The organism is Tropicimonas sediminicola, from assembly GCF_900188335.1.
Lineage (GTDB): Bacteria > Pseudomonadota > Alphaproteobacteria > Rhodobacterales > Rhodobacteraceae > Tropicimonas > Tropicimonas sediminicola.
This window is the reverse complement of record NZ_FZOY01000004.1, coordinates 231,055-257,248: the sequence shown is the minus strand read 5'-3', so window position 1 is coordinate 257,248 and position 26,194 is coordinate 231,055. Positions and strand designations below refer to the sequence as shown.

Annotated in this window: 30 protein-coding genes; 20 read left to right on the top strand and 10 right to left on the bottom strand. The window is 66.8% G+C overall.

Features of this window, described 5'->3' with window-relative positions; genetic code table 11:
• The first annotated feature begins 7 nt into the window (after nt 1-7).
• On the top strand, nt 8-868 hold the full coding sequence (locus tag CHB86_RS12255; protein WP_089233342.1) for a D-amino-acid transaminase: 861 nt from the start codon (nt 8-10) through the stop codon (nt 866-868).
• A 90-nt stretch (nt 869-958) separates the two neighbouring features.
• Here the strand turns inward: CHB86_RS12255 and CHB86_RS12250 are convergent, their stop codons facing one another.
• From CHB86_RS12250 to CHB86_RS12240, 3 genes are all read right to left on the bottom strand, one after another.
• Nucleotides 959-1,351 carry a hypothetical protein gene (locus CHB86_RS12250; protein ID WP_089233341.1) on the bottom strand — a complete coding sequence of 131 codons (393 nt, stop codon included), beginning with the start codon at nt 1,349-1,351 and terminating at the stop codon, nt 959-961.
• A 197-nt stretch (nt 1,352-1,548) separates the two neighbouring features.
• Nucleotides 1,549-1,869: a DUF1244 domain-containing protein gene (locus CHB86_RS12245; protein WP_089233340.1), complete on the bottom strand. Its 321-nt coding sequence runs from the start codon at nt 1,867-1,869 to the stop codon at nt 1,549-1,551.
• A gap of 21 nt (nt 1,870-1,890) precedes the next feature.
• Complete coding sequence (locus tag CHB86_RS12240; protein ID WP_425445421.1) at nt 1,891-2,658, bottom strand: N-formylglutamate amidohydrolase; 768 nt, start codon at nt 2,656-2,658, stop codon at nt 1,891-1,893.
• 119 nt (nt 2,659-2,777) lie between these two features.
• Between CHB86_RS12240 and pyk the strand changes: the two genes are divergently transcribed.
• The 5 genes from pyk (at nt 2,778) to CHB86_RS12215 (ending at nt 6,514) form a co-directional block, all read left to right on the top strand.
• A complete protein-coding gene (pyk, locus tag CHB86_RS12235) occupies nt 2,778-4,226 on the top strand; it encodes a pyruvate kinase (protein ID WP_089233339.1) in 1,449 nt (482 codons plus the stop codon).
• Between the two features lie 32 nt (nt 4,227-4,258).
• Entirely contained in the window at nt 4,259-4,489 is a 231-nt protein-coding gene (locus tag CHB86_RS12230; protein WP_245837926.1) for a hypothetical protein, read from the top strand.
• A 174-nt stretch (nt 4,490-4,663) separates the two neighbouring features.
• Complete coding sequence (gene rpmI, locus CHB86_RS12225; RefSeq protein ID WP_089233338.1) at nt 4,664-4,864, top strand: 50S ribosomal protein L35; 201 nt, start codon at nt 4,664-4,666, stop codon at nt 4,862-4,864.
• Between the two features lie 13 nt (nt 4,865-4,877).
• Nucleotides 4,878-5,240: a 50S ribosomal protein L20 gene (rplT, locus tag CHB86_RS12220; protein ID WP_089233337.1), complete on the top strand. Its 363-nt coding sequence runs from the start codon at nt 4,878-4,880 to the stop codon at nt 5,238-5,240.
• 200 nt (nt 5,241-5,440) lie between these two features.
• Nucleotides 5,441-6,514: a Hint domain-containing protein gene (locus CHB86_RS12215; RefSeq protein ID WP_089233336.1), complete on the top strand. Its 1,074-nt coding sequence runs from the start codon at nt 5,441-5,443 to the stop codon at nt 6,512-6,514.
• A 3-nt stretch (nt 6,515-6,517) separates the two neighbouring features.
• Here the strand turns inward: CHB86_RS12215 and CHB86_RS12210 are convergent, their stop codons facing one another.
• Entirely contained in the window at nt 6,518-7,780 is a 1,263-nt protein-coding gene (locus tag CHB86_RS12210) for a SulP family inorganic anion transporter (RefSeq protein WP_089233335.1), read from the bottom strand.
• A 171-nt stretch (nt 7,781-7,951) separates the two neighbouring features.
• On the opposite strand from CHB86_RS12210, the gene pheS reads away from it, so the two are divergent.
• Together pheS and CHB86_RS12200 are read left to right on the top strand one after the other, a co-directional pair.
• Nucleotides 7,952-9,022 carry a phenylalanine--tRNA ligase subunit alpha gene (gene pheS / locus CHB86_RS12205; RefSeq protein WP_089233334.1) on the top strand — a complete coding sequence of 357 codons (1,071 nt, stop codon included), beginning with the start codon at nt 7,952-7,954 and terminating at the stop codon, nt 9,020-9,022.
• A 101-nt stretch (nt 9,023-9,123) separates the two neighbouring features.
• Complete coding sequence (locus CHB86_RS12200; RefSeq protein ID WP_089233333.1) at nt 9,124-9,552, top strand: ASCH domain-containing protein; 429 nt, start codon at nt 9,124-9,126, stop codon at nt 9,550-9,552.
• Between the two features lie 3 nt (nt 9,553-9,555).
• On the opposite strand, the gene CHB86_RS12195 is transcribed toward CHB86_RS12200, so the two are convergent.
• A complete protein-coding gene (locus CHB86_RS12195; RefSeq protein ID WP_141134890.1) occupies nt 9,556-9,816 on the bottom strand; it encodes a hypothetical protein in 261 nt (86 codons plus the stop codon).
• Nucleotides 9,817-10,104: 288 nt separating this feature from the next.
• Between CHB86_RS12195 and pheT the strand changes: the two genes are divergently transcribed.
• The 3 genes from pheT (at nt 10,105) to CHB86_RS12180 (ending at nt 13,666) form a co-directional block, all read left to right on the top strand.
• Nucleotides 10,105-12,513 carry a phenylalanine--tRNA ligase subunit beta gene (gene pheT, locus CHB86_RS12190; RefSeq protein WP_089233331.1) on the top strand — a complete coding sequence of 803 codons (2,409 nt, stop codon included), beginning with the start codon at nt 10,105-10,107 and terminating at the stop codon, nt 12,511-12,513.
• Nucleotides 12,514-12,589: 76 nt separating this feature from the next.
• The gene (locus CHB86_RS12185) at nt 12,590-13,189 is read left to right on the top strand and encodes a protein-methionine-sulfoxide reductase heme-binding subunit MsrQ (protein WP_089233330.1); all 600 of its coding nucleotides are present in this window, start codon (nt 12,590-12,592) and stop codon (nt 13,187-13,189) included.
• A gap of 27 nt (nt 13,190-13,216) precedes the next feature.
• Nucleotides 13,217-13,666 carry a YtoQ family protein gene (locus CHB86_RS12180; protein WP_089233329.1) on the top strand — a complete coding sequence of 150 codons (450 nt, stop codon included), beginning with the start codon at nt 13,217-13,219 and terminating at the stop codon, nt 13,664-13,666.
• Nucleotides 13,667-13,678: 12 nt separating this feature from the next.
• On the opposite strand, the gene CHB86_RS12175 is transcribed toward CHB86_RS12180, so the two are convergent.
• Both CHB86_RS12175 and rpsU read right to left on the bottom strand, forming a co-directional pair.
• Entirely contained in the window at nt 13,679-14,404 is a 726-nt protein-coding gene (locus tag CHB86_RS12175) for a glutathione S-transferase family protein (protein ID WP_245837924.1), read from the bottom strand.
• Between the two features lie 219 nt (nt 14,405-14,623).
• Nucleotides 14,624-14,830 (bottom strand): 30S ribosomal protein S21, encoded by a 207-nt coding sequence (gene rpsU / locus CHB86_RS12170; protein ID WP_005614280.1) that lies wholly within the window; start codon nt 14,828-14,830, stop codon nt 14,624-14,626.
• Between the two features lie 117 nt (nt 14,831-14,947).
• Here rpsU and CHB86_RS12165 point away from each other — a divergent pair, with 117 nt between their 5' ends.
• The 3 genes from CHB86_RS12165 to aqpZ all read left to right on the top strand — a co-directional run bounded on the left by CHB86_RS12165 (nt 14,948) and on the right by aqpZ (nt 17,614).
• Complete coding sequence (locus CHB86_RS12165; protein WP_089233328.1) at nt 14,948-15,715, top strand: COQ9 family protein; 768 nt, start codon at nt 14,948-14,950, stop codon at nt 15,713-15,715.
• Between the two features lie 63 nt (nt 15,716-15,778).
• Complete coding sequence (locus CHB86_RS12160; RefSeq protein WP_089233327.1) at nt 15,779-16,768, top strand: NAD(P)H-quinone oxidoreductase; 990 nt, start codon at nt 15,779-15,781, stop codon at nt 16,766-16,768.
• Between the two features lie 111 nt (nt 16,769-16,879).
• Nucleotides 16,880-17,614, top strand: a complete 735-nt coding sequence (gene aqpZ, locus CHB86_RS12155; RefSeq protein WP_089233326.1) for an aquaporin Z — start codon at nt 16,880-16,882, stop codon at nt 17,612-17,614.
• A 10-nt stretch (nt 17,615-17,624) separates the two neighbouring features.
• Here aqpZ and CHB86_RS12150 read toward each other — a convergent pair whose 3' ends face one another.
• Both CHB86_RS12150 and CHB86_RS12145 read right to left on the bottom strand, forming a co-directional pair.
• The gene (locus CHB86_RS12150; RefSeq protein WP_089233325.1) at nt 17,625-18,212 is read right to left on the bottom strand and encodes a rhodanese-like domain-containing protein; all 588 of its coding nucleotides are present in this window, start codon (nt 18,210-18,212) and stop codon (nt 17,625-17,627) included.
• Between the two features lie 198 nt (nt 18,213-18,410).
• Nucleotides 18,411-19,040: a ribonuclease T2 family protein gene (locus tag CHB86_RS12145; RefSeq protein ID WP_089233324.1), complete on the bottom strand. Its 630-nt coding sequence runs from the start codon at nt 19,038-19,040 to the stop codon at nt 18,411-18,413.
• A 122-nt stretch (nt 19,041-19,162) separates the two neighbouring features.
• Between CHB86_RS12145 and CHB86_RS12140 the strand changes: the two genes are divergently transcribed.
• Complete coding sequence (locus CHB86_RS12140) at nt 19,163-19,930, top strand: DUF1013 domain-containing protein (RefSeq protein WP_089233323.1); 768 nt, start codon at nt 19,163-19,165, stop codon at nt 19,928-19,930.
• A gap of 105 nt (nt 19,931-20,035) precedes the next feature.
• On the opposite strand, the gene idi is transcribed toward CHB86_RS12140, so the two are convergent.
• Complete coding sequence (idi, locus tag CHB86_RS12135; protein WP_089233322.1) at nt 20,036-20,569, bottom strand: isopentenyl-diphosphate Delta-isomerase; 534 nt, start codon at nt 20,567-20,569, stop codon at nt 20,036-20,038.
• A gap of 338 nt (nt 20,570-20,907) precedes the next feature.
• Between idi and CHB86_RS12130 the strand changes: the two genes are divergently transcribed.
• The 5 genes from CHB86_RS12130 (at nt 20,908) to CHB86_RS12110 (ending at nt 26,183) form a co-directional block, all read left to right on the top strand.
• On the top strand, nt 20,908-21,330 hold the full coding sequence (locus CHB86_RS12130) for a c-type cytochrome (protein WP_089233321.1): 423 nt from the start codon (nt 20,908-20,910) through the stop codon (nt 21,328-21,330).
• Between the two features lie 116 nt (nt 21,331-21,446).
• A complete protein-coding gene (locus CHB86_RS12125) occupies nt 21,447-22,919 on the top strand; it encodes an ABC transporter substrate-binding protein (RefSeq protein ID WP_089233320.1) in 1,473 nt (490 codons plus the stop codon).
• 183 nt (nt 22,920-23,102) lie between these two features.
• Nucleotides 23,103-24,146, top strand: a complete 1,044-nt coding sequence (locus CHB86_RS12120; protein WP_089233319.1) for a hypothetical protein — start codon at nt 23,103-23,105, stop codon at nt 24,144-24,146.
• 140 nt (nt 24,147-24,286) lie between these two features.
• Nucleotides 24,287-25,054: a DeoR/GlpR family DNA-binding transcription regulator gene (locus tag CHB86_RS12115; protein ID WP_176442862.1), complete on the top strand. Its 768-nt coding sequence runs from the start codon at nt 24,287-24,289 to the stop codon at nt 25,052-25,054.
• Entirely contained in the window at nt 25,047-26,183 is a 1,137-nt protein-coding gene (locus CHB86_RS12110; RefSeq protein ID WP_089233317.1) for an MFS transporter, read from the top strand. Before CHB86_RS12115 ends, CHB86_RS12110 begins: the two co-directional genes overlap by 8 nt.
• Nucleotides 26,184-26,194 lie beyond the last annotated feature (11 nt).

Here is a 26,194-nt window from a genome sequence, read left to right as displayed (position 1 = left end):
GACCGCCATGAGCCGGATCGTTTACGTCAACGGAGAATATCTGCCGGAGGAGGAGGCCAAGGTCTCGGTCTTCGACCGGGGGTTCCTGTTCGCGGACGGGGTTTACGAGGTGACCTCGGTGCTCGGGGGCAAGCTGATCGATTTCGCCGGTCACGAGGCGCGCCTGCGCCGTTCGCTGAACGAGCTGTCGATGCCCGAGCCTGCCGCCATGGGCGAGTTGCTGGAGATCCACCGGGAGCTGGTGGCGCGCAACGAGATCGACGAGGGTCTCGTCTATCTGCAGGTCACGCGCGGCGCTCCGGCCGACCGTGATTTCGCCTTCCCCGGTGAGGAGGTGCCGCCGACGCTGGTGCTGTTCACCCAGTCCAAGCCCGGCCTTGCCGACAGCCCGCAGGCCCGTAAGGGGATCAAGGTGATCTCGGTCGAAGACATTCGCTGGGGCCGTCGCGACATCAAGACGGTGCAGCTGCTCTACCCCTCGATGGGCAAGATGATGGCCAAGAAGGCTGGCGCCGACGATGCCTGGATGGTCGAGGACGGGTTCGTCACCGAGGGGACGTCGAACAACGCCTACATCGTCAAGAACGGCAAGATCATCACCCGCAACCTCGGCACCGAGATCCTGCACGGGATCACCCGCGCGGCTGTGCTGCGCTTCGCCCGAGAAGCGCAGATGGAGGTCGAGGAGCGTCCCTTCACCATCGAGGAGGCGCAGCAGGCGGACGAGGCCTTCTTTACCTCGGCCTCGGCATTCGTGATGCCGGTGGTGGAGATCGATGGCTCGGTTCTGGGCGACGGAACGCCGGGTCCGGTGTCGCAGCGGCTGCGCGAGATCTATCTCGACGAGAGCCGCAAGGTCGCGGTCTGAGGCCGCACGGCCGGCTGTGAGTGGCGGCAAGGCGATACGGACAGGAGAGGGCGGGGATTCCCCGCCCTTTTTCATACGTGATGGAAGGGGTCAGGCGGCCGGTGTTTCGAGATACAGGTCGAGATCGCTGTCGGCGGGCACCCCGGGGAGCCGCACGAGCACGCGGCCGAGAAACAGGACCTCGAGCCCCCGGCCGCGCGCATCCGGCTGGATGGCGAAGCCCGCGTCCTCGTTGTCGGACGAGGCGACGCGGGACAGTTGCACCACCAGCGCTTCGTGCCGCGGGTCGAAGCCGTGCAGGGTGACGGGCACGCCCCGCGACAGGTCCAGCGCCACGCCCGGCGTTCTGCGCGGCGCGCCGGCGGCGTCCCTGTGGGCGGATGTGGTGATGGAGAGCGAGACATCGCGCGTGGAGCGCAACAGGTCCGTGTAGGCCAGGACGATGGCGACAAGGATGATGCCAAGTGCGATGATGTTCAGCATGCTCTTCCTTTCGCCCCCGAGGAAAAGCTAGCCAGCCACCGCAATTCGGTCAAACTTCTGCCGAATTCCGGAAATTTCCGACAACAGTTCTCGCCCGGGTCCCGCTCTGTTGCCGGGGATTGGTCAATTCCGGTCGAGAAGGGCCAAAAGGAGGCGAGAATCGGTCATCGCCCGTCGGGCGCTGGCTCGCCCCGAGCTCAGACCTTGTCTGCGGGGCCGACGTTGTCGCGGAACGCCTTCTCGAACTCGGCCTGTTTCTCGGGGCTGGCCGGGCTCTGGTTGCGCGCCTTCCACGAGTCGTAGGGCATCCCGTAGAAGATCTCCCGCGCCTCGGCCTGGTCAATCTCCAGCCCGCGCTCGGCGGCGGCTTCCTGATACCAGCGGGACAGGCAGTTGCGGCAGAAACCGGCCAGGTTCATCAGGTCGATGTTCTGCACGTCGACGCGATCGGTCATGAGGTGCTTGCGGAGCCGGCGGAAGGCGGCGGCTTCGAGTTCGATGCGGGTCTGGTCGTCCATGGTCGGTCCTCCTCCGGGAATTCAGATCTTGCAGTCCTGCAGCGCGCCCTGCAGCAGCGGAGCCAGCCTGCGCCCCCAGGCCTTCTGCTGCTCCACCGTCTCCAGCAGATCCTGCCGCAGTTCCAATAGCACGTGGGGCCGCCGGTGTTGCAGGGCGTGACGGTCGATGGAGTCACCGGGCTGGTGTCCGGCATAGGGCTCGTTGTCGCCGACGCAAAGCTCCGGATCGGTACGCAGTCTGCGGATAAGGCTCACGGACAGGGCATTGTGGGGCGGCGAGTGCAGGATCGCGACATGCCAGGGCCGGGGCGGCCGGCCGCGCAGCTGCGGGGTGAAACTGTGCACCGCGACGATCACACGGTCGGCGCGGGAGGCCGCAAGGCGGCCGAGTTCCGCGTGGTAGGGGCGGTAGCAAAGCTCCATGCGGCGTTCGGTCTCGGCTGCGTCGGCATGGCGGTTCTGCGGGATGATCGTGCCGTCATAGAGCCGCATCAGCAACGTCGGGTCGTCCTCGCCGCGGTTCGGATCGATCACCAGCCGGGAGAAATTCGAGGTGATCAGCGGCGCGCCGAGATTGTCGGCCAGCGCATGCGCCACCCCTGCTGCACCGGGGTCGTAGGCGATATGTCGGGCCATGTCCGCCTGCGGCAATCCGAGCGTGCCGCCGCCGATCTGCGGTGGTACGGTATTGGTGGCGTGATCGCAGGTGATCAGCCAGCGGCTGTCCCGGTCTTCTCCGGCGGTATGAAAGGCGTGATATGTCATGGTGGTGTCGTGTGTTCCGCGCATGGGTGTAATGCGTCCTGCGGCGAAGAGCCAGAGCCCGACGCTCTGGCAATTTGGGAACTTTACCGCTAACTGTCCCGCGCGACCCAGCACCAACCCTGCACCATACGAAAGGTTGTCCGATGAGACGGATGCGAAATGTGAAAATCGTGGCCACCCTTGGCCCCGCCTCGGACGACTACGACACGATACGACGGCTCTTCGAAGTCGGGGCCGACGTGTTCCGCCTGAACATGAGCCACGGCAGCCACGACGAGATCCGCGAGCGCCACACGATCATCCGCCAGATCGAGCGTGAACTCGGGCGGCCGATCGCCATCCTCGCCGATCTTCAGGGCCCGAAACTCCGCGTCGGCGTGTTCGCCGGCGATTCCGAGGAACTGGTCGAAGGCGCGGCCTTCCGGATGGATCTCGATCCCACCGAGGGCGACTCGAGCCGCGTGTGCCTGCCGCATCCCGAGATCTTCAAGGCGCTGCGTCCCGGCGCGAGCCTGCTGGTCAACGACGGCAAGATCCGACTGCGGGTCGAGAAGTGCGGCGACGACTTCGCGAACTGCACCGTGGTGACGGGGGGCACGATTTCCAACCGCAAGGGCGTGAACGTGCCCGACGTGGTGCTGCCGGTGGCGGCCCTGTCGGACAAGGACAAGGCGGACCTCGAGTTCGTCTGCGAGCTGGGCGTGGACTGGGTGGCGCTCTCCTTCGTGCAGCGTCCGGACGACGTGCTGCAGACCAAGGAACTGGTCAACGGCCGCGCTGCCGTGCTCTCCAAGATCGAAAAGCCGGCCGCCGTGGAAGCCTATGACGATATCCTCGCGGTCTCCGACGGGATCATGGTGGCGCGCGGCGATCTGGGCGTCGAACTGCCGGTGCAGGCCGTTCCGCCGATCCAGAAGCGGCTGATCCGCGGCGCCCGCGCTGCTGCCAAGCCGGTGATCGTCGCCACGCAGATGCTGGAATCGATGATCGAGAGCCCGATGCCGACGCGGGCCGAGGTCTCCGACGTGGCCAACGCCATCTACGAGGGCGCCGACGCGGTGATGCTGAGCGCGGAATCGGCTGCCGGCGAGTACCCGCTGGAAGCCGTGCGCACGATGGATGCGGTCGCCGTCGAGGTCGAGAAGGGCCAGATGTATCGCGACATCATCGAGGCCGCACGCGTGGTCGACCGGACATCGACCGCTGACAGCATCGTCGCCGCGGCACGCGAAATCGCCGAGAACACTGGCGTCAAGGCGATCTGCTGCTTTACCCATTCCGGCACCACCGCGCTGAAGACGGCGCGCGAGCGTCCCCGCGTGCCGATCCTCGCACTGACGCCCTTCACGTCGACTGCGCGGCGGCTGTGCCTGTCCTGGGGCGTGAACTGCTTCATGACCCATGGCGACGTGAGCCGCTTCAAGATGGCGGTGGTCTCCGCGGCGCGCGCAGCCCGTCAGGGCCAGTTCGCGGATTCCGACGACAACGTCGTTGTCGTTGCGGGCGTTCCGTTCAACATCCCCGGCTCCACCAACATCCTGCGTGTGGCTCCGTGTGATGAGAGGTTGATCTTTAACACCGATCCCGAATAATCGAAGGATTGAATTCCTCGGAGGGACGGCGCTTGATACTCGATTCCGATCTGATCTTCACCATCGGTATCTTGATGGGTCTCCTGGCCTTTCCGTCCCTTCTCAGCGCCTTCTCGGGTGGCCGCTCGCCTCGCACGGCGGCCGTCCTTTTCATGATCTGCATCGGTCTGATCACCACCGCCGTCATCATGAAGCCCTCGGGCTATTCGGTGGCCGACGCGCCCGATGTCGTGGTGCGCGTGTTCAACCGCCTGCTGAACTGATCCCACCTCTGGCAATGCGCGCACGGGCAGGGTGCTCTGTCGCGCCCTGAAGGGCCGATTTCCCCTTGCCTGTCGACGCATCTGCGCCTATACGCCCGGCTTCAGCCGTTGCGGCGGGCCGAAAGTGGCATGCCTGTCGGGACGGAACGACCGATCCAGTCAAGGAGTAGGCAAATGCCCAAGATGAAGACAAAGTCCGGCGCCAAGAAACGGTTCAAGGTGACCGCGACCGGCAAGATCAAATCCGCCCAGGCCGGCAAGCGCCACGGCATGATCAAGCGCACCAACAAGTTCATTCGCGACGCCCGCGGTACCACGGTTCTTTCCGAGCCGGATACCAAGATCGTCAAGAAATACATGCCCTACGCGCGCTGAGGAGGCTTGAGATATGTCCCGAGTTAAAGGCGGAACCGTCACCCACGCACGTCACAAGAAGGTCCTGAAGGCCGCCAAGGGCTACTATGGCGCCCGGTCGACCAACTTCCGGACTGCGACCCAGGCCGTCGACAAGGCCAACCAGTACGCGACCCGCGACCGCAAGGCCCGCAAGCGCCAGTTCCGTGCGCTGTGGATCCAGCGAATCAACGCGGCCGTTCGTGCCCACGACGAGGCGCTGACCTATTCGCGCTTCATCAACGGCCTGGCCAAGGCCGGCATCGAGGTGGACCGCAAGGTGCTGGCCGACCTGGCCGTGCACGAGCCGGAAGCCTTCGGCACGATCGTGGAAAAGGCCAAGGCCGCGCTGGCCTGAGCCTGACCGCAGCCACAAGATCAAAGCCCCGCCGGCGACGCCGCGCGGGGCTTTTTCGTGTCCGATGGCTGGCGGATGGCGCCATTGTTGCCCGTTTCGCCTCAAAATCGCCGTCAGAATGAAGGAATTTCTTCGGATTTTTGCGCGAGGGTGACCGCTGTGCCCGGGGTGTGCGGGGCTTTGGTTGTCAGGGTTGCTTTGTGGCGCGTATCAGCGAACTTCACTATTCGAACGCCTATGCGGCCAGTTCCGGGATCGACGAGTTCCTGGAGGTCGCCCTGTCCCCGGACGAGGATCCGGCGGACTTTACTGTTGCGTTCTACGAGGCGGACGGCGCGGTCGGGCTCGTCGTCGATCTGACCGACCCGCGGGTCTGGGTCAGCTATGACGCGCAGGCGAACGAGTATGTCTATGTCCTGTCGTCGGAGAATCTGCCTCTTCTGCTGACAGATCCCGACAGCAACGCCGCCGGAAATTTCGAGGCGGCGGCGCTGGTCAACAGCAGCACGTCGGAGGTGCTGCAGTTCTACGACATCGGCGGCGGCACGACGAACATCACCGCGCTGAACGGTCCGGCAGCCGGCGCGGTGTCGGAGAATATCCCCGTCCCGACCGAGCCGAATGCGGCGACCTACACGATCCAGTTCAACCAGCCGAACCCGGACACCGTGACCCTGACCTCGGTGAACCCGGCGTCGAGCGGCATGATCTGCTTTGCCTCCGGCACCATGATCACCACACCGCTGGGCGAGCGCCCGGTGGAGGACCTGCGGGTCGGCGACCTGGTGCTGACGCTCGACAGCGGCGCCCGGCCGATCCGCTGGATCGGGGCGCGCGAGGTCGAGGCGACGGGTGAGATGGCGCCGATCCGCTTCGCGCCCGGGGCGCTCGGCGCGGAGCGGGAGCTGCTCGTCTCGCCGCAGCACCGGATGCTCGTCAGCTCGGCGGACCTGGAGCTGGCGACGGGCTCCTGCGAGGCGCTGGTGGCGGCCAAGCACCTGGTCAACGGGCGCGATGTCGCCCGCCAGGAAGGGGGCACCGTCACCTACCACCATTTCATGTTCGACCAGCATGAGCTGGTCTGGGCCAACGGCGTCCCGGCCGAGAGCTTTCTGGTGGCCAGCAACAGCGTCTCGGCGATGACCCCGGAGATGCTTGCGGAGTTCAAAGTGCTCTTTCCGGAGCTGATCACCGATCATGCCCGGCAGGGAGACCTGGCCCGTCCGGTTCTCAGGGGCTGGGAGGCGCGCGCCATGTTCGGGTTGGCCGCCTGACGCCTACCGTTCCGGCGGCGTCCATTCGGCTTCGGGCACATGGCGTCGGCGCAGGCGCAGGGCGAGGCCAAGTGCGATTCCGACGCCGATCGCAACCGTCAGGTCCGCAACGACCGTCAGCACCAGGGTCAGCACCAGCAGCACCTTGTCGGATGTCCGCTGTTGCAGGTGGTGCCGCCACTTGTGCGGCTCGCTCATGTTCCAGGCGGTCAGCATGAGCAGCCCGGCGAGCGCCGGCATGGCGAGGTGACCCGCGAGCGGGGCGGCCAGCATCATCACCGCGAGGATGGTGAGCGCATGCACGAGGCCCGCGACAGGGGTCTTGCCGCCGGCGCGCACGTTGGTCGCGGTGCGCGCGATTGCGCCAGTCGCCGGCAGGCCGCCGAACAGCGCCGAGCCGATATTGGCCGCACCTTGTGCGAGCACCTCGGCATTCGGGCGGTGGCGGCCGCCGATCATCCGGTCGGCGACCATCGCGGAGAGCAGCGACTCAACCCCGGCGAGAAAGGCGATCACGAAAGCCGAGGGCAGGAGCTCGGTGACCCGCTGCAGGCTCAGGTCCGGGAGCTTCGGCATCGGCAGGTGATTGGGCAGCGCCCCGAAGCGGCCGCCGATCGTGTCGACCGGCAGGGCCAGCAGGGCCGCCGCGACCGAGGTGAGCGACACCGCGACGATCAGGCCCGGGAAGCGCGGGAACAGGCGCCGCAGCAGCATGATCAGCACCATGGTAGCCAGGCCGATGCCGAGGCTGGCGGGGGCCAGCGTGTCGCGCGCCGCCCAGAGCGCCGGGACCTTTTCGAGGAAGTCCGCCGGGACCTCGGCCATGCTCAACCCGCAGAGATCCTTGATCTGGCTGGCCGCGATGATGACCGCGATGCCGATGGTGAAGCCGTCGATCACCGGTTCCGGCACGAAGGCGATGAGATTGCCCGCCCGGAACGCCCCGGCGGTCAGCAGGATCAGGCCGGCGAGGAAGGTGGCGAGCACCAGCCCGTCGTAGCCGTATTGCGCGATCACCCCGTAGACCACGACGATGAAGGCACCGGTCGGCCCGCCGATCTGCACCCGGCTGCCGCCGAGCAGCGAGATCAGGAATCCGCCGATCACGGCCGTCACCAGCCCGACGCCGGGATCGGCGCCGGAGGCGATGGCTATGGCAAGGCTCAAAGGAATCGCGACCATCGCCACCGTCACCCCGGCCTGGAGATCGGCCAGGAAGAGCGCGCGGTCATACGACTCCAGCGTCGTAATGATTTTGGGCTTCATATGAGCGTCTTAAGCTCTCTGCGCCGCAGCGAACAAGGGGGGCACATGCCCGCGCCGACAGGTCGCAGGACGCGGGCGCCCTTGCCTTTGAACGCCGGTGTGATACCCACGCGCAGGATTTTCGGCGCTGCCCGGTGCGGGCGGTGCTGCGCGGAGTGACGGGAGCCAGCCATGGAAGAGCTGAGGCAGAAATACATCGCGGCGATTGCCGAGGCGGCCGACGAGGGCGCGCTGGAGGCCCTGCGGGTGCAGGCCGTCGGCAAGAAGGGCGAGGTGAGCCTGAAGATGCGAGAGCTGGGCAAGATGAGCCCGGAGGAGCGCCAGGTCGCAGGCCCCGCGCTGAACGCGCTGAAGGACGAGATCAACTCCGCCCTGGCGGCCAAGAAGGCGTCGCTGGCCGACGTGGCTCTGGAAGAGCGGCTGCGGGCCGAGTGGCTCGACGTGACGCTGCCCGGCCGGCCGCGCCGACAGGGCACGATCCACCCGATCAGCCAGGTGACCGAAGAGGTCACCGCGATCTTCGCCGACATGGGCTTTGCGGTGGCCGAAGGCCCGCAGGTCGAGGACGACTGGCACAATTTCGACGCGCTCAACATCCCGGGCCACCACCCTGCGCGGGCCGAGATGGACACGTTCTACATGGCGCGCGCCGAGGGCGACAATCGTCCGCCGCACGTGTTGCGCACGCATACGTCGCCGGTGCAGATCCGCTCGATGATGAAGCACGGTGCACCGATCCGGATCATCTGCCCGGGCCGGGTCTATCGCTGCGACTACGACCAGACGCACACTCCGATGTTCCACCAGGTCGAGGGGCTGGCGATCGGCAAGGATATCTCGATGGCCAACCTGAAGTGGGTGCTCGAGGAGTTCTTTTCCGCCTTCTTCGGCACCCATGTCGAGACGCGGTTCCGCGCCTCGCACTTCCCGTTCACCGAGCCCTCGGCCGAGGTCGACATCCGCTGCTCCTGGGAAGGCGGCACGGTAAAGGTCGGCGAGGGTGACGACTGGCTGGAAGTTCTGGGCTCGGGCATGGTGCACCCCAAGGTACTCACCGCCGGCAATATCGACCCGGTGGCCTGGCAGGGCTTTGCCTTCGGCATCGGGATCGACCGGCTCGCGATGCTGAAATACGGCATCCCGGACCTGCGCGCCTTTTTCGACAGCGACCTGCGCTGGCTGCGCCACTACGGCTTCGCCACGCTCGACATGCCGACAGTGCACGGCGGGCTGAACCGCTGACCCACGGCGGCCGGGGGTGCCCCTCGGCCGACAATGCCAAAGGCATCGACGACCCTTGGGGCCGGGCGCCGCTGCGCGGCGGGGTGACGGGAGGAGGGGGCATGCTCGAAGAGATCGGTCAGCGCTATCCGGGAGCGGAAACCTTCACCTTCGGCGACAGCCGCGCTCTGTGCGACCGGCTGCTGGCGCTGGTGCGCGCCGGGGTCAAGACGGCGACCTGCGGGGCCTTGCGGGATTTCGAGGCGGGCGGCGAGGCGCTTCCGTCACCGGGGCGCAAGGATATCGCGCTGGACTGGGATGGCCGGCCGGCGCTGGTGATCGAGACGCTGAGCGTGGAGATCCTTGCATTCAACGAGGTGACCGAAGACTTCGCCCTCGCCGAGGGCGAGGACGACAGCCTTCAGGGCTGGCGCGACGGGCATCGCGCCTATTTCACCCGCAATGGCGGGTTCGAGCCGGAGATGGCATTGGTCTGCGAGCGGTTCAGGCTGGTCGAGGATCTCGCGCCGTCCCGAAGTCCGACAGGCTGACCGTCACGATCCCGGCGCAGGCTCCTTGGGCGCCAGCCAGGGCACCAGTTCCACGACCGGGGTGTTCCAGATCCGGGACGGGCTGAACCGGCAGATGGTGCGGTTCAGTTCCGGACTGTCGGTGAAACCCCGGCAGTCGAAGCCGGTGGCGCCACGGTTCCCCGACGCCGGGTCGCTGGACAGAAGCCCCAGAGCGACCAGCATGATCAGTCCGAGAACCAATGGCTTGGCCAGGTTACCAAGAGTTGTGGCAATCGCTCCCATAGCGTGCCTCCAATCGTTACGTACACAGTTCCGGCCCCCACCGGCAACGTGTTCAGGATAGGGCTGAAATGTGGCGAAAACGGGGCAGTTGACGCTCAATTGCGGCGACAATCGGGGCGGCCTGTTCTCGATCGGGCAACCTCTTTCCAAAGTGTTGACATCCGTCCCGGTCCAGGAAACAGCGGCCCAAGCCTTGCGCTTCTGTACCCTTCCTCGCGGTCGGGCCTTCACGCTCCGCGCGGGATGGGCTAAGCACACGCGACTTTCGAATGCTGCAGGGGCCGACCCATGAAATTCACGCTTTCCTGGCTCAAGCATCACCTGGACACCCAGGCGACGCTCGACGAGATCCTCGATGCCCTGACCGACCTCGGGCTGGAGGTCGAAGGGGTGGAGAACCCCGCGGCGAAGCTGGGCGCCTTTACCATCGGCAAGGTGCTGAAGGCGGAGAAGCATCCCGACGCCGACAAGCTCCGGGTCTGCATCGTGCAGACCGACGAGGGAGAAAGCCAGATCATCTGCGGTGCGCCCAATGCCCGCGAGGGGATCACAGTGGTGGTCGCCAAGCCCGGCACCTACGTCCCCGGCATCGACACCACGATCAGCGTCGGCAAGATCCGCGGCATCGAGAGCCACGGCATGATGTGCTCCGAGCGCGAGATGGAGATGTCGGATGAGCACGACGGCATCATCGAGCTGCCCTCGGGCGAGGTCGGGCAGAGCTTTGCCGACTGGCTGGCCGAGAACCGTCCGGAAAAGGTCGACCCGGTGATCGAGATCGCGATTACCCCCAACCGGCCCGATGCGCTTGGCGTCGAAGGCGTTGCGCGTGACCTCGCGGCCCGCGGGCTCGGCACGCTGATCCCGCGCGAGGTGGAGCCGGTGCCGGCCGCTTTCGCCGCGCCCTTCACGGTGACAATCGACGAGGACACGCTCGACGGCTGCCCGCTGTTCGCCGGCCGGCTGATCCGGGGGGTGAAGAACGGCCCGTCGCCGCAATGGCTGCAGGACGCGCTGCGCGCCATCGGCCTGCGCCCGATCAGCTTTCTCGTCGACGTGACCAACTTCTTCACCTACGACCGCAACCGGCCGCTGCACGTCTTTGACGCCGACAAGGTGAAGGGCAACCTGCGGGTGCACCGGGCCAGGGGCGGCGAGACGCTCGTGGCGCTGGACGACAAGGAATACACGCTGCAGGCCGGGCAGATGGTGATTTCGGACGATGAGGGTCCGGAGAGCATTGCCGGGATCATGGGCGGGGCCGCCACGGGCTGCACCGAGGAGACGGTGAACGTCTTTGTCGAAAGCGCTTACTGGGATCCGATCCAGATCGCCTACACGGGCCGCGCGCTCAAGATCAATTCGGACGCCCGGTACCGGTTCGAGCGTGGCGTGGACCCGGCGTTCACCCCCATCGGGCTGGAGCATGCGGTGCGGATGATCGTCGACCATGCGGGCGGCGAGGCATCCGAGCTGATCGTGGCCGGCGCCGTGCCCGACACGGACCGCGCCTATCGGCTCGACACCAAGCGGGTCGAGAGCCTGGTGGGGATGGAGATCCCCGACGCCGAGCAGCGCGCGACGCTGGAGGCCCTTGGCTTCCGGCTCGAGGGCGACATGGCCCATGTGCCGAGCTGGCGGCCGGATGTGCAGGGCGAGGCCGACCTGGTGGAAGAGGTGGCGCGCGTCGCCTCGCTCACCAAGCTGCAGGGCGTGCCGATGAGCCGGGCGACGCCGGGCGTGCCCGAGCCGGTGCTGACGCCGATGCAGCGCCGCGAGTCGATGGCCCGGCGTACGATGGCGGCGCTCGGCTACAACGAATGCGTGACCTATTCCTTCATCGACCAGGCGGCAGCGGAGCTGTTCGGCGGTGGCGGGGATGCCACGAAGCTGGAGAACCCGATCTCCTCCGAGATGAGCCACATGCGGCCCTCGCCGCTGCCGGCCCTGCTGCAGGCGGCCGCCCGCAACCAGGCGCGCGGCTTTGCCGACCTCGCCCTGTTCGAGGTCGGCCCGGCCTTCCACGGCGGCGAGCCGGAGGAGCAGAACCAGGTGGCCGTTGGCCTGCTGGTGGGGCACACCGGCCCGCGCGACGTGCACGGCACGCGCCGCGGCGTCGATACCTTCGACGCCAAGGCCGACATAGAGGCGGTGCTGGCCGCGGTCGGCGCCCCGGCCAAGGTGCAGATCCGACGCGACGCTCCCGGCTGGTTCCACCCGGGGCGCTCCGGTGCGATCTGCCTCGGGCCCAAGAACGTGCTTGGCGTGTTTGGCGAGGTGCACCCCAAGGTGCTCGCGGCGCTGGATGTGAAGGGGCCGGCGGTGGCCTTCACGGTCGACCTGGCGGCGATCCCCTTCCCCAAGGCAAAGAGCGCGAGCCGCGGTGCGATGGAATTGTCGGACCTGCAAGCGGTGGAGCGCGACTTCGCCTTCGTGCTCGACGCCAATGTTGAGGCGCTGGACCTCGTGAATGCCGCGGCTGGCGCCGACAAGGCGCTGATCGAGGAAGTGCGGGTCTTCGACGAGTTCCACGGGCCCAAGGCCGAGGCGCAAATGGGCGAGGGCAAGAAGTCGCTCGCCATCACCGTTCGCCTGCAGCCCAAGGTGAAGACCCTCACCGAAGAGGAGATCGAGGCCGTGGGCAAGAAGGTGATCGAGAAGGTCGCCAAGGCCACTGGCGGCACGCTGCGCGGCTGACAATTCGCGCGGCGCGACGGAAATCCCGGCCGACCCCGTTTCAGTGGCATTGCCCAGTCACCGAAACGGGGTCGCCATGCTCAAACGTTTTTCTCCCTACCTCCTCTGGGGTCTTCTCGCACTGCCCGCCGCGGGAATCCTGTGGGAGCTTTCAACCTCCACCAATTCGCGCATCCTGCACATCCTCGTGCACCCGACGGGCGAATTCGCAGCGCGCTTCATGATCATCGCGATGATGGCAACGCCGCTGACGCTGCTGCTGCCGGGCTGGCGTGGTCCGCGCTGGCTGGTGAAGAACCGGCGTTACTTCGGCGTCGCGGCCTTCGGCTACGCGGCCCTGCACACGCTGTTCTACGTGATCGACAGGGGAACGCTGGAGACCATCCTTGCGCAGGTCGGCCGGTTCGACATCTGGACAGGCTGGCTCGCCTTCGCGATCTTCATCCCGCTGGCCGCCACGTCGTTCAACGGCGCGATCCGGCGCATGGGGCCGAAGCGGTGGAAGGCCATGCAGCGCTGGACCTACCCGGCCGCCGTGCTGACGCTGCTGCACTGGGCCGCGCTGCACAACTGGGAGCACCCCGCAGCCGCGCTGATCCACTTTGCCCCCCTTGCCTTGCTGGAGCTCTATCGTATGTGGTGGAACCTGAACCGGCACCACCCCGTGGCCGCCTGATCCAGAGACGCAATCGAAGGAAGATCCATGCCCCTCAAAATCTATCTCTCCGGCGAGATTCACACCGATTGGCGCGAACGCATCATCGCTGGAGCCGAGGGGCTGGATGTCAGCTTCGACAGCCCGGTGACCGACCACGCCGCCAGCGACGATTGCGGCGTGGCGATCCTTGGCGCGGAGTCGGACAAGTTCTGGCATGACCACAAGGGCGCCAAGCTCAACGCGATCCGCACGCGCCGCGGTATCGAGGCGGCGGATGTGGTCGTGGTGCGCTTCGGTGAGAAGTACAAGCAGTGGAACGCCGCCTTCGACGCGGGCTATGCCGCGGCGCTCGGCAAGTCGCTGATCGTGCTGCACGGCGCCGACCATCAGCATGCGCTGAAGGAGGTCGACGCCGCCGCGCTTGCGGTTGCGGAGACGCCCGAGCAGGTCGTCCAGATCCTGACCTACGTGCTCACGGGCGCGCTGCCCGGCTGAACCGGCGGAGTATCAGTCCCGCGGCGGGGTGTTCAGGCCCCGCTGCACCGCCGGACGCGCAAGGAAGCGGTCGCGCCAGGCGCTGACATTCGGGAAATCCTCCATCCCGACCAGTTCAAGCGCGTTGTAGGTCGTGCCGAGCGCCCGCAACCAGGGGACCATGGCGATGTCGGCGATCGAATACTCGCCGGCGATCCATTCCTTCCCCTCGAGCGCTTCGTCGAGCACGCCAAGCAGGCGCTTTGCCTCGTCGATGTAGCGCTGGCGCGGGCGAGGGTCCTCGATCTCGCTGCCGGCAAAGGAATGGAAATACCCGAGCTGCCCGAACATCGGCCCGACGCCGCCCATCTGGAACATCAGCCATTGGGTGACGAGCTGCCGCTCCCGCGCGCTGCCCCCGGCCAGTTGGCCGGTCTTTTCCGCGAGGTAGAGCAGGATAGCGCCGGATTCGAACAGCCCGATCGGTGCGCCGTCCGGTCCGTTGGGGTCGATGATCGCGGGGATCTTGCCGTTGGGATTGAGCGACCGGAACTCCGGGCTCTTCACGTCCTCCGGGCGGAGCCGCACCTGGTGCGCCTCGTAGGGCAGTCCGAGCTCCTCGAGCGCGATGGACACCTTCACGCCGTTGGGGGTAGGCCAGGAGTAGAGCTGGATCCGGTCGGGGTGCCGCGCCGGCCAGCGTCGGGTTATCGGAAAGTCCGCAAGCTCGGGCGCAATCGCCGGGGTCTGCATGTTCATGTCTGATCCTTTTCGTTTCCGGATCGATCTATGCATTCCCGGCCCGGAAGGAACCCCGCTGCCTGTGCGCCGCGCCACCGCTCCCCTGCGCCAGCGAACCGAACGCGCGGTGGCGGTTGCGCAAAATAAAACCCCCGACGTGGCCGGGGGTTTCGTGACTGGCGTCCGCCATGTCAATTCAGTCGCGCCGGAGATGGCGCCGTGGGTCTCTTCTCTTACTCAGAGGAGCCCTTCGCGCTGCGCCTTTTTCCGCGCCAGCTTGCGTGCACGGCGAATCGCCTCGGCTTTCTCGCGCGCCTTCTTCTCGGAAGGCTTCTCGAAGTGCTGCTTGAGCTTCATCTCGCGGAAAACGCCTTCCCGCTGCAGCTTCTTCTTCAGAGCGCGGAGCGCCTGATCGACATTATTGTCGCGAACACTGACCTGCATGTGGTTGTCACCACCTTTCCTGTTAGAGTTGCATCTGATTGCAGGAGTGGGCCGTATAGCAAAGGCAAGCGGCCATGTCCATCAGCACGTGCCGAAAACCCGAACACGAGGTATCCGATGACCCAGACGCTCGTCCGGACCACCAGCGAACCCCATCCCGAGATCAAGGAACGGCTCCTGGACGCGGCGCTGATCCATGTCGCCTTCGACGGCTGGAGCGACGCCACCTTCCGCGCTGCCTGCCGCGATGCCGGGGTCGACCTGGCCGTCGGCCGGGTGATCTGTCCGCGTGGCGGGGTGGACCTCGCCCTAGCCTACCACGAGCGGGGCGACCGGATCATGCTGGAGCAGCTGGCGCTGGAGGACCTGCCGACGATGCGCCTGCGCGATCGGATCATGCTGGCCATCCGCCTGCGGATCGAGGCGATCGACGACAAGGAGGCAGTGCGGCGCGGCTCCACGCTCCTGACCCTGCCGCAATACGCCGCCGACGGCGCGCGTGCGATCTGGACCACCGCCGACCGGATCTGGAGCGCGCTCGGCGACAGTTCCGACGACATCAACTGGTATTCCAAGCGCGCCTCCCTCTCGGCGGTCTACAGCAGCACGGTACTGTACTGGCTTGGGGATGACAGCGAGGGCAACGAGGCGACCTGGGCGTTTCTGGAACGGCGCGTCGAGGACGTGCTGCGGGTGGAGAAGATGCGCGCGCAGGTGACGGGAAACCCGGTGCTCAAGCGGCTCTTCGCCGGTCCGAACTGGCTCCTCGGCAAGGTCCGGGCACCCGGCGCGGGAGTGACGGACGAGCACATGCCGGGCCACTGGTCCGAACCCGGCGAGAGCGACGAGGGCGTGAGGGGCACGGCGGCCTTCCGTCCGCGCTGAGCGCCGATTGCATCCCGGGCGGCGTCGGTCCAGAAACGGGCGAGTCCAAGGAGGAGCCCGGTCATGACCCTGCCCGAAACCATGCGCGCCATCGAAATCAGCGAACCCGGCGGGCCCGAGGTGCTGACCCCGGCGACCCGCCCGGTGCCGCAACCCGGTCCGGGACAGATCCTGATCCGCAGCGCCTATGCCGGGGTGAACCGGCCCGATGCGCTGCAGCGGGCCGGCAGCTACAACCCGCCGCCGGGCGCGAGCGACCTGCCGGGGCTGGAAGCCGCCGGCGAAGTGGCGGCGGTCGGCCCCGACGTCTCGGGCTGGCGGGTCGGCGACGCCGTCTGCGCGCTCCTTCCCGGCGGCGGCTATGCCGAGTACGTGGTCACGCCGGCCGCCCATGCGCTGCCCGTCCCGAAGGGCATGACGCTCCGCGAGGCGGCCTGCCTGCCCGAGACCTTCTTCACCGTCTGGAGCAACGTGTTCATGCGCGGCGGTCTTCGCGCGGGCGAGCGGTTTCTCGTGCACGGCGGCAGCTCCGGCATCGGCACGACGGCGATCCAGCTCGCCAGGCATTTCGGCGCGAGGGTCTTTGCGACCGCCGGTTCGGACGACAAATGCGCTGCCTGCCTGCGTCTGGGCGCCGAGCGGGCGATCAACTACCGCGACGAGGATTTCGTGGAGATCCTGCGCGCGGAGGGCGGTGCGGACCTGATCCTCGACATGGTCGGTGGCAGCTACCTGCCGCGCAACGTCAAGGCGCTCGCCGACGACGGGCGGCTGGTGCAGATCGCCTTCCTGCAGGGGCCCAAGGTGGACCTTAACTTCGCGCAGGTGATGACGCGCCGGCTCACGATCACCGGCTCGACCCTCCGCCCGCAATCGGACCTCGCCAAGGCCCGAATCGCCGAGGCGTTGCGCGCGCGGGTCTGGCCGCTGCTGGAGGCGGGCCGCGTCGCGCCGGTCATGGACTCGGAATTCCCGCTGGAAGAGGCCGCCGCCGCCCATGCGCGCATGGAGAGCTCCGGCCACGTCGGGAAGATCGTGCTTCGGATCTCCTGAGGCCTGCAAAATTTTTCGTTTCGTGATTGTCACGGGCCGTGCGTAGATTTTCCGCGCAGGCCCGGCCATGTCGGTGCGGGCGCATTTTTCTTGCAAGCGGATTACTTCGACATGTCCAAAAAACTCATCGCGGAATTCATCGGCACATTCTGGCTGGTCCTTGGCGGCTGCGGCGCGGCGGTTCTCGCTGCGGGCGTCCCCGATGTCGGCATCGGCTTTCTCGGTGTCTCCCTTGCCTTCGGTCTCACGGTCATGACCATGGCCTACGCGGTCGGCAACATCTCGGGCGGGCATTTCAACCCCGCGGTGTCCTTCGGGCTGATGGTTGCCGGCAAGTTCGACGGCAAAGACTTGCTGCCCTACTGGGCGGCGCAGGTCGCGGGCGCGGTCACGGCGGGCCTGGTCCTCTGGATCATCGCCCATGGACAGGACGGCTTCTCCTCGGCGGGCAATTTCGCCCTCAACGGCTACGGCTCGGCCTCGCCCGGCGGCTATGGCTTCTTCTCCGGGCTGGTGACCGAGATCGTGATGACGGCCATGTTCCTCGTGATCATCCTGGGCGCGACCTCCAGGGGCGTGCCGGTCGGCTTCGCGCCGATCGCCATCGGCCTCGGCCTGACGCTCATTCACCTGATCTCGATCCCGGTGACCAACACCTCCGTCAACCCGGCCCGGTCCACCGGAGTCGCGCTTTTCGGCGGCGGCAAGGCGATCCTGCAGCTCTGGCTGTTCTGGGTGGCGCCGCTCATCGGCGGCGCGGTGGGCGCTGTGATCTGGAAGATGCTGGAGCCCGAGGCCTACACCGCCGCCGAGCCGCCGGCGGTGAGCGACGCGCCCGACGCCTGACCCGCGGTGGTTACATCTGGTCGCCGGGGTAGGCCTGCTCCGGCGTGATCTCGTAGCCCCAGCCCAGACCGGCATTCTTCCAGCCATTCAGCACCCGGTGGCCCCTCTCGGGGCCATCGGACGCCTTGTCGCCCTCGAACCCGTCTATCACCGTGTAGACGTTGGAAAACCCGAGGTCATAGATCATGTCCGCGGCCTTGGCGCTGCGTGACCCGGAACGGCAGATCAGGATGATCGGCCTCTCGTCCTCCAGTTCGATGGCTTCCGCATAATCCAGGAAATCGAACTCGAACGCCGCGTTGCTCTCCAGCGCGTAGCTCTGCTTGTCAGGGTTGTAGCTGGCATGTTCAGGCATAACCATCAGCGGGATGTGGACGTTTACCCGCGTCGGGACGCCGACGAAGGTGAGCTCGGAGCGGCTGCGAACGTCCAGCAGAACGACGCTCTCGTCCTTCAGCATCTCGGCCGCTTCGACCGCTGTCAGGTAGAGGCCTGCCTTGGTCTGTTTCTTGGCGGGAACGTTCCGGGCGTCCTCCGCAATGGCCGCGCCTGGCAGCAAAACGAGAAGTGCCGCGGGAAATGTCCACGAAAATCGCATGGTAATTCTCCTGGTTCGTCTGGCGCCGATCCGACCGGATCCAGGCCCGGCCAGGGGCGCAACACAATAGTCGAGTGGTACGGCCCCCAAAGAGGCCGCAGAGGAATCGGTAACGAAAAGTTGACGTAGCGTCAGAATAGCACGGGGTTGCCAGATCGCAAAGCGCCGGGCGCTCGCCCGTCCAAGCCCGAGCCGGACCTAGCGGATCGGGTCGAGAAGCGCGTTCGACAATGTGCAGTCGCGACGGACATCGCTGCCGCAGGCGCGCGGATCGAGGTCCTTCGTCAGGCAGATCCGCGTTTCCATGATCCGCCCGTCGCGGCAGGTGATGGTCACCATGTCGCGGGAAAGCCCCGGATTGGCCTGCAGCCAGGCTTCCTCGACCACCGACGCCGGCAACGCCACCGTCTTGTCCAGCTTGCGCAGAACCGCCGGCGGGGTCACGCTTTCGAAGGCATTCCGCGCGAGCGCGTAATAGGCGTCCGACTCCAGCCCCGAACAGCGTCCGTGCTTCTTCCACTGGTACCAGGCGAGCCCGTCGGACCCCATGATGTCGGCCATTGCCGCGGTCTGGCCCCGCGACGGGTTGCGCGCCGATGTATTGCAGAAGCTCGGCCAGCCAGCCTCGTATTGCGGCCAGAGCCCGTGCAGCACCCAGCCGTGATCCAGCGCGGGGTCGCATTGCTCGGCGCCCTTGGCGTCGCCCTCGATGGCGCAGAAGTTCGGCGACCAGCTCAGGGCCATCACGTAATAGTCGAAATCCCCGGCCCGCTCGCCCTCTGCACAGGCGGTCCCGGCCAGCATGGCCCACAGCAGCATCCAGCGCATTAGGTCTTTCCTTTCCGTCGCCGTCGCCTTATATGCCATGCAATTCCCGAAAACGAGGAAAAGCGGCCCGACAGGCTGCGGCCGTTTCCCGGCCACGGGAGAAATGTGCGAAGGAGGCAGACATGAACAAGCCGCTGATGGCGAAAGCCACCGCCGTCTGGCTGGTCGACAACACGACGATCAGCTTCAAGCAGATCGCCGATTTCTGCGGTCTGCACGAACTCGAAGTGCAGGGCATTGCCGATGGCGATGTCGCTGCCGGCGTGAAGGGCTTCGACCCGGTCGCCAACAATCAGCTCGACCAGGTCGAAATCGACCGGGCAGAGCAAAACCCGCTGCACAAGCTGAAGCTCAAGTTCAACGCCGCCGCCGTGGGCGAGGAAAAGCGCCGTGGCCCGCGTTACACGCCGCTCTCCAAGCGCCAGGACCGGCCGAACTCGATCCTGTGGCTGGTGAAGTTCCATCCCGAGCTCTCCGACGGCCAGATCTCCAAGCTGGTGGGCACCACCAAGCCGACGATCCAGTCGATCCGCGAGCGCACCCACTGGAACATCCAGAACATGCAACCGATCGACCCGGTGGCGCTCGGACTCTGCAAGCAGTCCGAACTGGACGCCGCCGTGCAGAAGGCCGCTGCCAAGAAGGCCGCCGATGGCGAGGTGATGAGCGACGACGAGCGCCGCAAGCTGGTCTCGACCGAGCAGTCGCTGGCCGCCGATCCGGAGCCCCGCATCCCGACCGCCATCTCCGGTCTGGAAACCTTCACGCTCTCCGGCGACCCGCGCGGTGAAGAGGAAGAAGAGGATCGCGATCCGATCGTCGATGCCGACAGCTTCTTCAACCTGCCCTCCGGCGACGACGAGGACGACGAGGACGACAAGCAGCCCTGATCGGGCGCTGCGCGGCGGCCGTTCTGGCCGCCGGTCGTCCTTCTTCTTGGGACATATACCTCCGCCGGAGGCGCGATCTTTCGGCGAAAGATCGTCTCCCGCGCCTCAGGGCCGCATCAGCGTGCCGAAGATCCTGTCGCGGTGCTCGTCAAGGTAGATCCTGAGCCAGGGCGTGAAGCGCTCCGGCCGCCGCGCGATCTCCGCAGTCAGGTCATAGAACCCCACCCATTCCACCTGTGCGACCTCGTCGGGGTTCGGATCCACCTTCATCTTGCGCTCGGCCATCGCCATGAAGATGTCGACGACCTCGTGCTCGATCATCCCGTTCCCCACATCAGCGCGGTACTCGACCCGGTCGCGATGCGCCGGGTAGAGACCGGTCACGCCCAGTTCCTCCCGCAGCCGACGGATCGCGCAATCGGCGGCGGGCTCCATCCAGCGCGGGTGGGTGCAGCAGGTGTTCGCCCAGAGCCCCGGCGTGTGGTACTTGGTGGCGGCGCGGCGCTGCAGCAGCACGTTCTCCCCATCCATCACGAAGACAGACACCGCCTTGTGCCGCAGCCCACGCCGGTGGACTTCCAACTTGTCGACGGGCTTCAGCGTGCCATCGACCCAGGCGGGGATCATTTGGTCGGTCATTCTGTCGGTCTTGGTCGTGAGCGCCTCTGGTCGATCTGTCCGGCCCCGGCCGAAATGCCAAGGTCCGTGCGAGCTTTAGGGTCTGCCCGATCTAAGCCGCGATCGCAGCGCACTTCACCTCGACATGGTGACACAGGGGGCCGCGCATGCTTCCTGAAAGCGGCCGGCCCGGCGCGCCAGGTACTTGACACCTCAGGATTTTCGCTTCGCAAACATGCTCCCGCGATGCGGCTTTTTGCCCGTTGCGTTTGACCCGCCGCGCCCGCGGCGTTACTTCCCGCGCACCTCAGGCGAAGTTCGACGCCCCCACACAGCCAGACAGACCCAGGAGCCACCAAATGATCCGCAAGCTCGCCATCGGTTTCGCGCTGCTGATTTCCGGTGCAGGCCCGTCGCTGGCCCAGGATGCCTCCGAGGGCGCTGCCATCTTCGACGCGCAATGCGCGGCCTGTCACGTCGTGCGGGACGCGGCCGGCCAGACGCTCGCCGGGCGGACGGGGCGGCTCGGGCCCAATCTCTTCGGCATCGCAGGCCAGCCTGCTGGGCAAGATGCCGAGTACCGGTACGGGGCCGGCCTGAAGGCGGCGGCCGAGGATGGGCTGCTCTGGGACGAGGCGAACTTCATCGCCTATCTGGAGGATCCGAACGATTTCCTGCGGAGCTATACCGGCGATCGCGGCGCACGGTCCAAGATGGCCTGGCAGGTCCGGCTCAAGTCGGAAGCGGCGGACCTCTATGCCTTCCTGGCGTCCCTCGACTGAGCGTCGGCGGTCCGGCCTATGGCCGGGATTTTGAGCCGCGTCCCGAATTTCCTTTTACTCTCCGGCCTGTGCCCCTGTAGCCTCGGCGCAATTCCATAACCGGGGGAAACCGACTCATGTTCATCCGATCTCTGCTTGGTGCAGCGGCCGTCTCTCTGGTGGCTTCCGCCAGTCTCGCGGCACAGGAAGACATCACCATCGGCATGGCTCTGGAGCCGCCAAATCTCGACCCGACCGGCGGCGCGGCCGCGGCGATCGACGAGGTGGTCTATGCCAATATCTTCGAGGGGCTGACGAGGTTCGCTCCCGACGGGTCGATCGTGCCTGGTCTGGCCGAAAGCTGGGAGGTGTCCGAGGACGGCAAGGTCTATACCTTCCGTCTTCATGAAGGCGTCACGTTCCACGACGGCAGCGCGATGGACGCCGAGGATGTGAAATTCTCGCTGGACCGGGCGCGGGCGGAGGAATCCACAAACGCGCAGAAGGCGCTGTTCACCGGCATCTCCAAGGTCGAGGTTATCGACCCGCTGACCGTGCAGGTCACGCTTGGCGGCCCAGACGGAGCCTTCCCTTTCAAGATGGCCTGGGGCGATGCGGTGATCCTTGCGCCCGAGACGGTGGGCGACGCGGCCACCGCGCCGGTCGGCACCGGGCCGTTCAAGCTGGTCGAATGGGTCAAGGGAGACCGGATCGAGATCGCGCGCAACGATGCCTATTGGGGCGATGCGCCGGCACTGGCCAGCGCGACGTTCAAGTTCATCTCCGATCCGAACGCGGCCTTCGCGGCGATGATGGCCGGCGATGTCGACGCCTTCCCGAACTTCCCGGCGCCCGAAACCCTGGCCCAGTTCGACGCGAACCCGATGTTCAAGGTGGTCGTCGGCTCGACCGAGGGCGAGACGATCCTGGCGATGAACAACGCCGCCGGCCCGCTGGCGGATGTGAAGGTGCGGCAGGCGATCACCCATGCGATCAACCGGCAGGAGATCATCGACGGGGCCATGTTCGGCTATGGCACGCCGATCGGCACGCATTTCGCGCCGCACAACCCCGACTACGTGGATCTGACCGCGCAATCGGCCTTTGACCCCGAGATGTCGAAGACGCTGCTGGAAGAGGCCGGGCAGACGGAACTGAAACTGCGCCTTGCGCTGCCGCCCCCCTCCTATGCACGTCGCGGCGGCGAGATCCTCGCGGCCCAGTTGCGCAATGTCGGCATCGAGACCGAGATCAGCAACGTGGAATGGGCGCAGTGGCTGGAGCAGGTGTTCAAGGGCAAGGATTTCGATCTGACCATCGTCAGCCACACCGAGCCGGCGGACATTAACATCTATGCCCGGCCCGATTACTACTTCCAGTACGCCAAGCCGGAGTTCCAGGCGCTGGTGAAGGAGCTGAACGCGACCACCGATCCGGAAGCGCGCAGCGCGCTGCTGAAATCCGCGCAGCAGATGATCGCGGATGACTACGTCAACGGCTTCCTGTTCCAGCTCGCCAAGACGGGCGTCGCGAACGCGAAGATCGAGGGGCTGTGGGAGAACGCGCCGACCCAGGCCAACGACCTGACCGGGGTCCGCTGGGTCGAGTGATCCACGTCGCCCGGGCCGGCCTGGGTGCCGGCCCGGGCACAAAATACATTGGCACTCGCCCTGTCGCGCCGGTAGGAGTGACGCCGAGGCGGCAGGTCCCCCGGGTGCTGTGCCGCGCTGCAGGAGGCCGGTCTCGGTTGCTCCGGAGAGACAAGAACAAGAACGCGCAGAGAAGGTCCGAGCATGAAACTGATCGTTCACATTGGCAGCCCCAAAGCCGGCAGCACTTCCATCCAGATGGGATTGCGAAACTGCAGCGAAGCGCTCCAGGCGGCCGGGATCACCTATCTCTCGGGCTCCCGGGAGTTTGCTACGCTCTACCAGCGGATGAAACGTCTTCCGACGCTGTTCGCCACCAGGTTCCAGAGCGTCGAGGAAGCTGAACAATGGAGCCGCTGCTGCTGGAAGGAGTTGGAGGCGCGTCTGGCCAAGGAGAAGCCGGCGGTCTCGGTCATGTCGGGAGAGCAGTTCCTCAGGCTTTCCCATAAGCCCCGGTTTCTCGAGCGGCTTCAGAAGAGCTTCGACGAGATCCATGCAGTCTGCTACCTGCGCGACCCGGTTTCGGACTATGTCTCCAATATCAACCAGCGGATTCGCGGCGGGGCCCGGCTGCGCGACCTGTTTGGCACCTGGGAGATGAACAAGGGCATGTGGCAGGCGGTGGCCCTGGAATGCTGGGAAGAGCAGATCGGGCGCGAGCGGCTCCACGTCCGGGCCTTCGACCGCGCCAACCTCGAAGGCGGCGACGTGGTTACCGACTTCTTGATCCGGCTGCAGGAGATCTCCGGGCTGGACGTTCCGATGCCGGAGAGATCCTTCCGGTCCAACGAGAGCCTCAGCGGGCCGTCCACGGCTTGGCTCATGATGCTCAACGAGGCGTTCCCGCGGGATCTGGAGGGCAAGGATCAGAAGAAGGTGGCGCAGCTCCGCAAGGCCACGATCGACCGCCTGAGGGAGTTCGACGAAGCCTCCGGGGCGCCGTCGCTGAAGCTCGAGCATCCGGCGATCATCGCCTATGTGCGGCACCATACGCGGGACGGCAGCATACTGGTGAACGAGAGGTACCTGGATGGTCAGCCGAAGCTCTCCGTGGGTGAGCCCCTCACTCAGGAGCCGACCCCGACGGAGCTTCGCGAGCACGTGAGGGAATGGCTCATTGCCAGCCTGAACGAGAGATACATCGCCGAGATCGCCCGCGCCGTCACGCTGACAGAAGAGCCGGCCTGAGCCTTCGCCGCTGGCTGCGGCGTAAAGCGATGCGTCCCGACCGCCGGTCAGCGGCGCACGTCCTTGCAGGGGGCGTGGAAGCCTCTTGCGACATTTTGAGAAATATTGCAGAAGTCGGCATAATTTTGCATGAGGCTGCAGTGTCCTCCGATTCTCCGCTCAATTCACCCGAGGCGCGACAGGCCGCGTTGCGCAGCCGCGCGGCCGCAGGTGAGCCCCTGTCGCTCGCCGCGCTGGCCGAAGAGTTCGGTGTCTCGGCCGATACGATCCGGCGCGACCTGCTGGTGCTCGAGGCCGAAGGGGCGCTCCGACGGGTCCGGGGCGGGGCGCTGCCGGTCGCGCCGCCGGCTGAGCCACTCGCGGCCCGGATGCGGCGCCCCAACCTTGCCGCCGGGCGGATCGCCGCCGCCGCCCTGCCGCTCGTCGAGGACGGCATGGTGCTGATGCTCGACGGCGGCACGACCGTTGCGCATCTCGTCGCCGGCCTGCCGCCGCTGCCCCGGGCGCTGGTCGTGACCCCATCGCCCGCAGTGGCGACCTCGACGCTTGCCGCCGGGATCGAGACCGTCCTGATCGGCGGCAAGCTCTCTGCATTCGGCGGGATCTCGACCGGGGCGGACGCATGCGAAGCGATCGCCGGCGTTGCGGCCGATATCTGCTTTCTGGGGGCATGCGGGCTGGAGGCCGGCTTCGGGCTTGCCGCAGACCATCTCGACGAGGCCGCGGTCAAGCGCGCCATGCATGCGGCCAGCGCCCGGAGCGTCGTTCTGGCTGGGGCCGAGAAGCTCGGGCGCCGGGCCCGGCACCGCGTGGCCGCCTGTGCCGAGCTCGACCTGCTCGTGACCGATGCCCCCCCCCAAGACACCGCCGCCCTCGTCGCGACCGGACTGGAGATCCGCCATGCCTGACATCCGCACCCCCTGGCGCGCGGTTGCCGCCGCCTTTGCGCTGAACGGCATCCTGCTGGGAAGCTGGGCCGCGCGTATCCCGGCCGTGATGCAGAGCTACGGGCTGAGCGAGGCGCGCTTCGGCCTGTTGCTGCTGGTCATGGGGCTGGGCGCGCTGATCTCCTTCCCGCTGGCCGGACGCGCCGCAGACCGGTTCGGTGCGGTGCGGCTGACACACGGCATCGGCTGGGCCTATCTGCTCTCGCTGGTGCTGATCGGCATGGCGCCGGGCGTGCCCGCACTGGCCCTGGCGGTGTTCTTCTTCGGGATGTGCCATGGCTCCATGGATGTGACGATGAACAGTTGGGCGACCGAGGTCGAGAAGCACATGGGCCGCTCGGTCATGTCGTCCTTCCACGCCATGTGGAGCCTCGGCGCGGGGATCGGTGCGGCGGCCGGCGCGGGCGCCACGGCGCTGGGGCTTTCGGTGCCGGTGCACTTCCTGCTCGCCGCTCTCGGCTTCGGCGCAGTTTTCCAGTGGTTCGCCTACATTCCCTGGACGTCCAACGTCCGTCCGCATGACCCCGAGGCGCCGGCTTTCGCCCTGCCGCGCGGGGCGCTCCTGCTGGTCGGGCTGATGACGCTGGCCTCCGGCTCGGGCGAGGGCTCGGTGGCGGACTGGAGCGCGGTGTTCCTCGCCGTCGATCTCGGCGTGACCGAGGCGCGGGCCGCGCTCGGCTTCACCGTCTTCTCGGTGGTCATGGTGGTGATGCGCCTGTTGGTCGACCGGCTGGTCATCCGCGCGGGGGCGGTGCAGGTGGCGCGGATCAGCGGGGTCTCGGCGACGCTGGGTCTGCTGCTCGTCATCACTTCCACCGGGCTGGCGCAGGCGCTCGTCGGTTTCGCTCTGATGGGCGTGGGGTATGCGGCGATCGTGCCGCTGGCCTTCAGCCGCGCGGCGCGCGATCCGGTGGTGCCGCCCGGGCAGGCGATCGCCGCGGTCGCGACGCTGGGCTACAGCGCCCTGCTCATGTCGCCGCCTATCATCGGCTTCGTGGCTGAACTCACCTCCCTGCGCATCGCATTCCTGTTCCTTGCGGCGCTGGCGGTGCTGATCTTTGCGCTGGCCGGGGTGCTGGGGCGGGAGTGACCCCGCCCCGC

Coding starts and splice junctions, on each gene's coding strand:
- CHB86_RS12255 (WP_089233342.1), top strand. CDS start 8: ATGAGCCGGATCGTTTACGTCAACGGAGAATATCTGCCGGAGGAGGAG.
- CHB86_RS12250 (WP_089233341.1), bottom strand. CDS start 1,351: ATGCTGAACATCATCGCACTTGGCATCATCCTTGTCGCCATCGTCCTG.
- CHB86_RS12245 (WP_089233340.1), bottom strand. CDS start 1,869: ATGGACGACCAGACCCGCATCGAACTCGAAGCCGCCGCCTTCCGCCGG.
- CHB86_RS12240 (WP_425445421.1), bottom strand. CDS start 2,658: ATGCGCGGAACACACGACACCACCATGACATATCACGCCTTTCATACC.
- pyk (WP_089233339.1), top strand. CDS start 2,778: ATGAGACGGATGCGAAATGTGAAAATCGTGGCCACCCTTGGCCCCGCC.
- rpmI (WP_089233338.1), top strand. CDS start 4,664: ATGCCCAAGATGAAGACAAAGTCCGGCGCCAAGAAACGGTTCAAGGTG.
- rplT (WP_089233337.1), top strand. CDS start 4,878: ATGTCCCGAGTTAAAGGCGGAACCGTCACCCACGCACGTCACAAGAAG.
- CHB86_RS12210 (WP_089233335.1), bottom strand. CDS start 7,780: ATGAAGCCCAAAATCATTACGACGCTGGAGTCGTATGACCGCGCGCTC.
- pheS (WP_089233334.1), top strand. CDS start 7,952: ATGGAAGAGCTGAGGCAGAAATACATCGCGGCGATTGCCGAGGCGGCC.
- CHB86_RS12200 (WP_089233333.1), top strand. CDS start 9,124: ATGCTCGAAGAGATCGGTCAGCGCTATCCGGGAGCGGAAACCTTCACC.
- CHB86_RS12195 (WP_141134890.1), bottom strand. CDS start 9,816: ATGGGAGCGATTGCCACAACTCTTGGTAACCTGGCCAAGCCATTGGTT.
- pheT (WP_089233331.1), top strand. CDS start 10,105: ATGAAATTCACGCTTTCCTGGCTCAAGCATCACCTGGACACCCAGGCG.
- CHB86_RS12185 (WP_089233330.1), top strand. CDS start 12,590: ATGCTCAAACGTTTTTCTCCCTACCTCCTCTGGGGTCTTCTCGCACTG.
- CHB86_RS12180 (WP_089233329.1), top strand. CDS start 13,217: ATGCCCCTCAAAATCTATCTCTCCGGCGAGATTCACACCGATTGGCGC.
- CHB86_RS12175 (WP_245837924.1), bottom strand. CDS start 14,404: ATGAACATGCAGACCCCGGCGATTGCGCCCGAGCTTGCGGACTTTCCG.
- rpsU (WP_005614280.1), bottom strand. CDS start 14,830: ATGCAGGTCAGTGTTCGCGACAATAATGTCGATCAGGCGCTCCGCGCT.
- CHB86_RS12165 (WP_089233328.1), top strand. CDS start 14,948: ATGACCCAGACGCTCGTCCGGACCACCAGCGAACCCCATCCCGAGATC.
- CHB86_RS12160 (WP_089233327.1), top strand. CDS start 15,779: ATGACCCTGCCCGAAACCATGCGCGCCATCGAAATCAGCGAACCCGGC.
- aqpZ (WP_089233326.1), top strand. CDS start 16,880: ATGTCCAAAAAACTCATCGCGGAATTCATCGGCACATTCTGGCTGGTC.
- CHB86_RS12150 (WP_089233325.1), bottom strand. CDS start 18,212: ATGCGATTTTCGTGGACATTTCCCGCGGCACTTCTCGTTTTGCTGCCA.
- CHB86_RS12145 (WP_089233324.1), bottom strand. CDS start 19,040: ATGCGCTGGATGCTGCTGTGGGCCATGCTGGCCGGGACCGCCTGTGCA.
- CHB86_RS12140 (WP_089233323.1), top strand. CDS start 19,163: ATGAACAAGCCGCTGATGGCGAAAGCCACCGCCGTCTGGCTGGTCGAC.
- idi (WP_089233322.1), bottom strand. CDS start 20,569: ATGACCGACCAAATGATCCCCGCCTGGGTCGATGGCACGCTGAAGCCC.
- CHB86_RS12130 (WP_089233321.1), top strand. CDS start 20,908: ATGATCCGCAAGCTCGCCATCGGTTTCGCGCTGCTGATTTCCGGTGCA.
- CHB86_RS12125 (WP_089233320.1), top strand. CDS start 21,447: ATGTTCATCCGATCTCTGCTTGGTGCAGCGGCCGTCTCTCTGGTGGCT.
- CHB86_RS12120 (WP_089233319.1), top strand. CDS start 23,103: ATGAAACTGATCGTTCACATTGGCAGCCCCAAAGCCGGCAGCACTTCC.
- CHB86_RS12110 (WP_089233317.1), top strand. CDS start 25,047: ATGCCTGACATCCGCACCCCCTGGCGCGCGGTTGCCGCCGCCTTTGCG.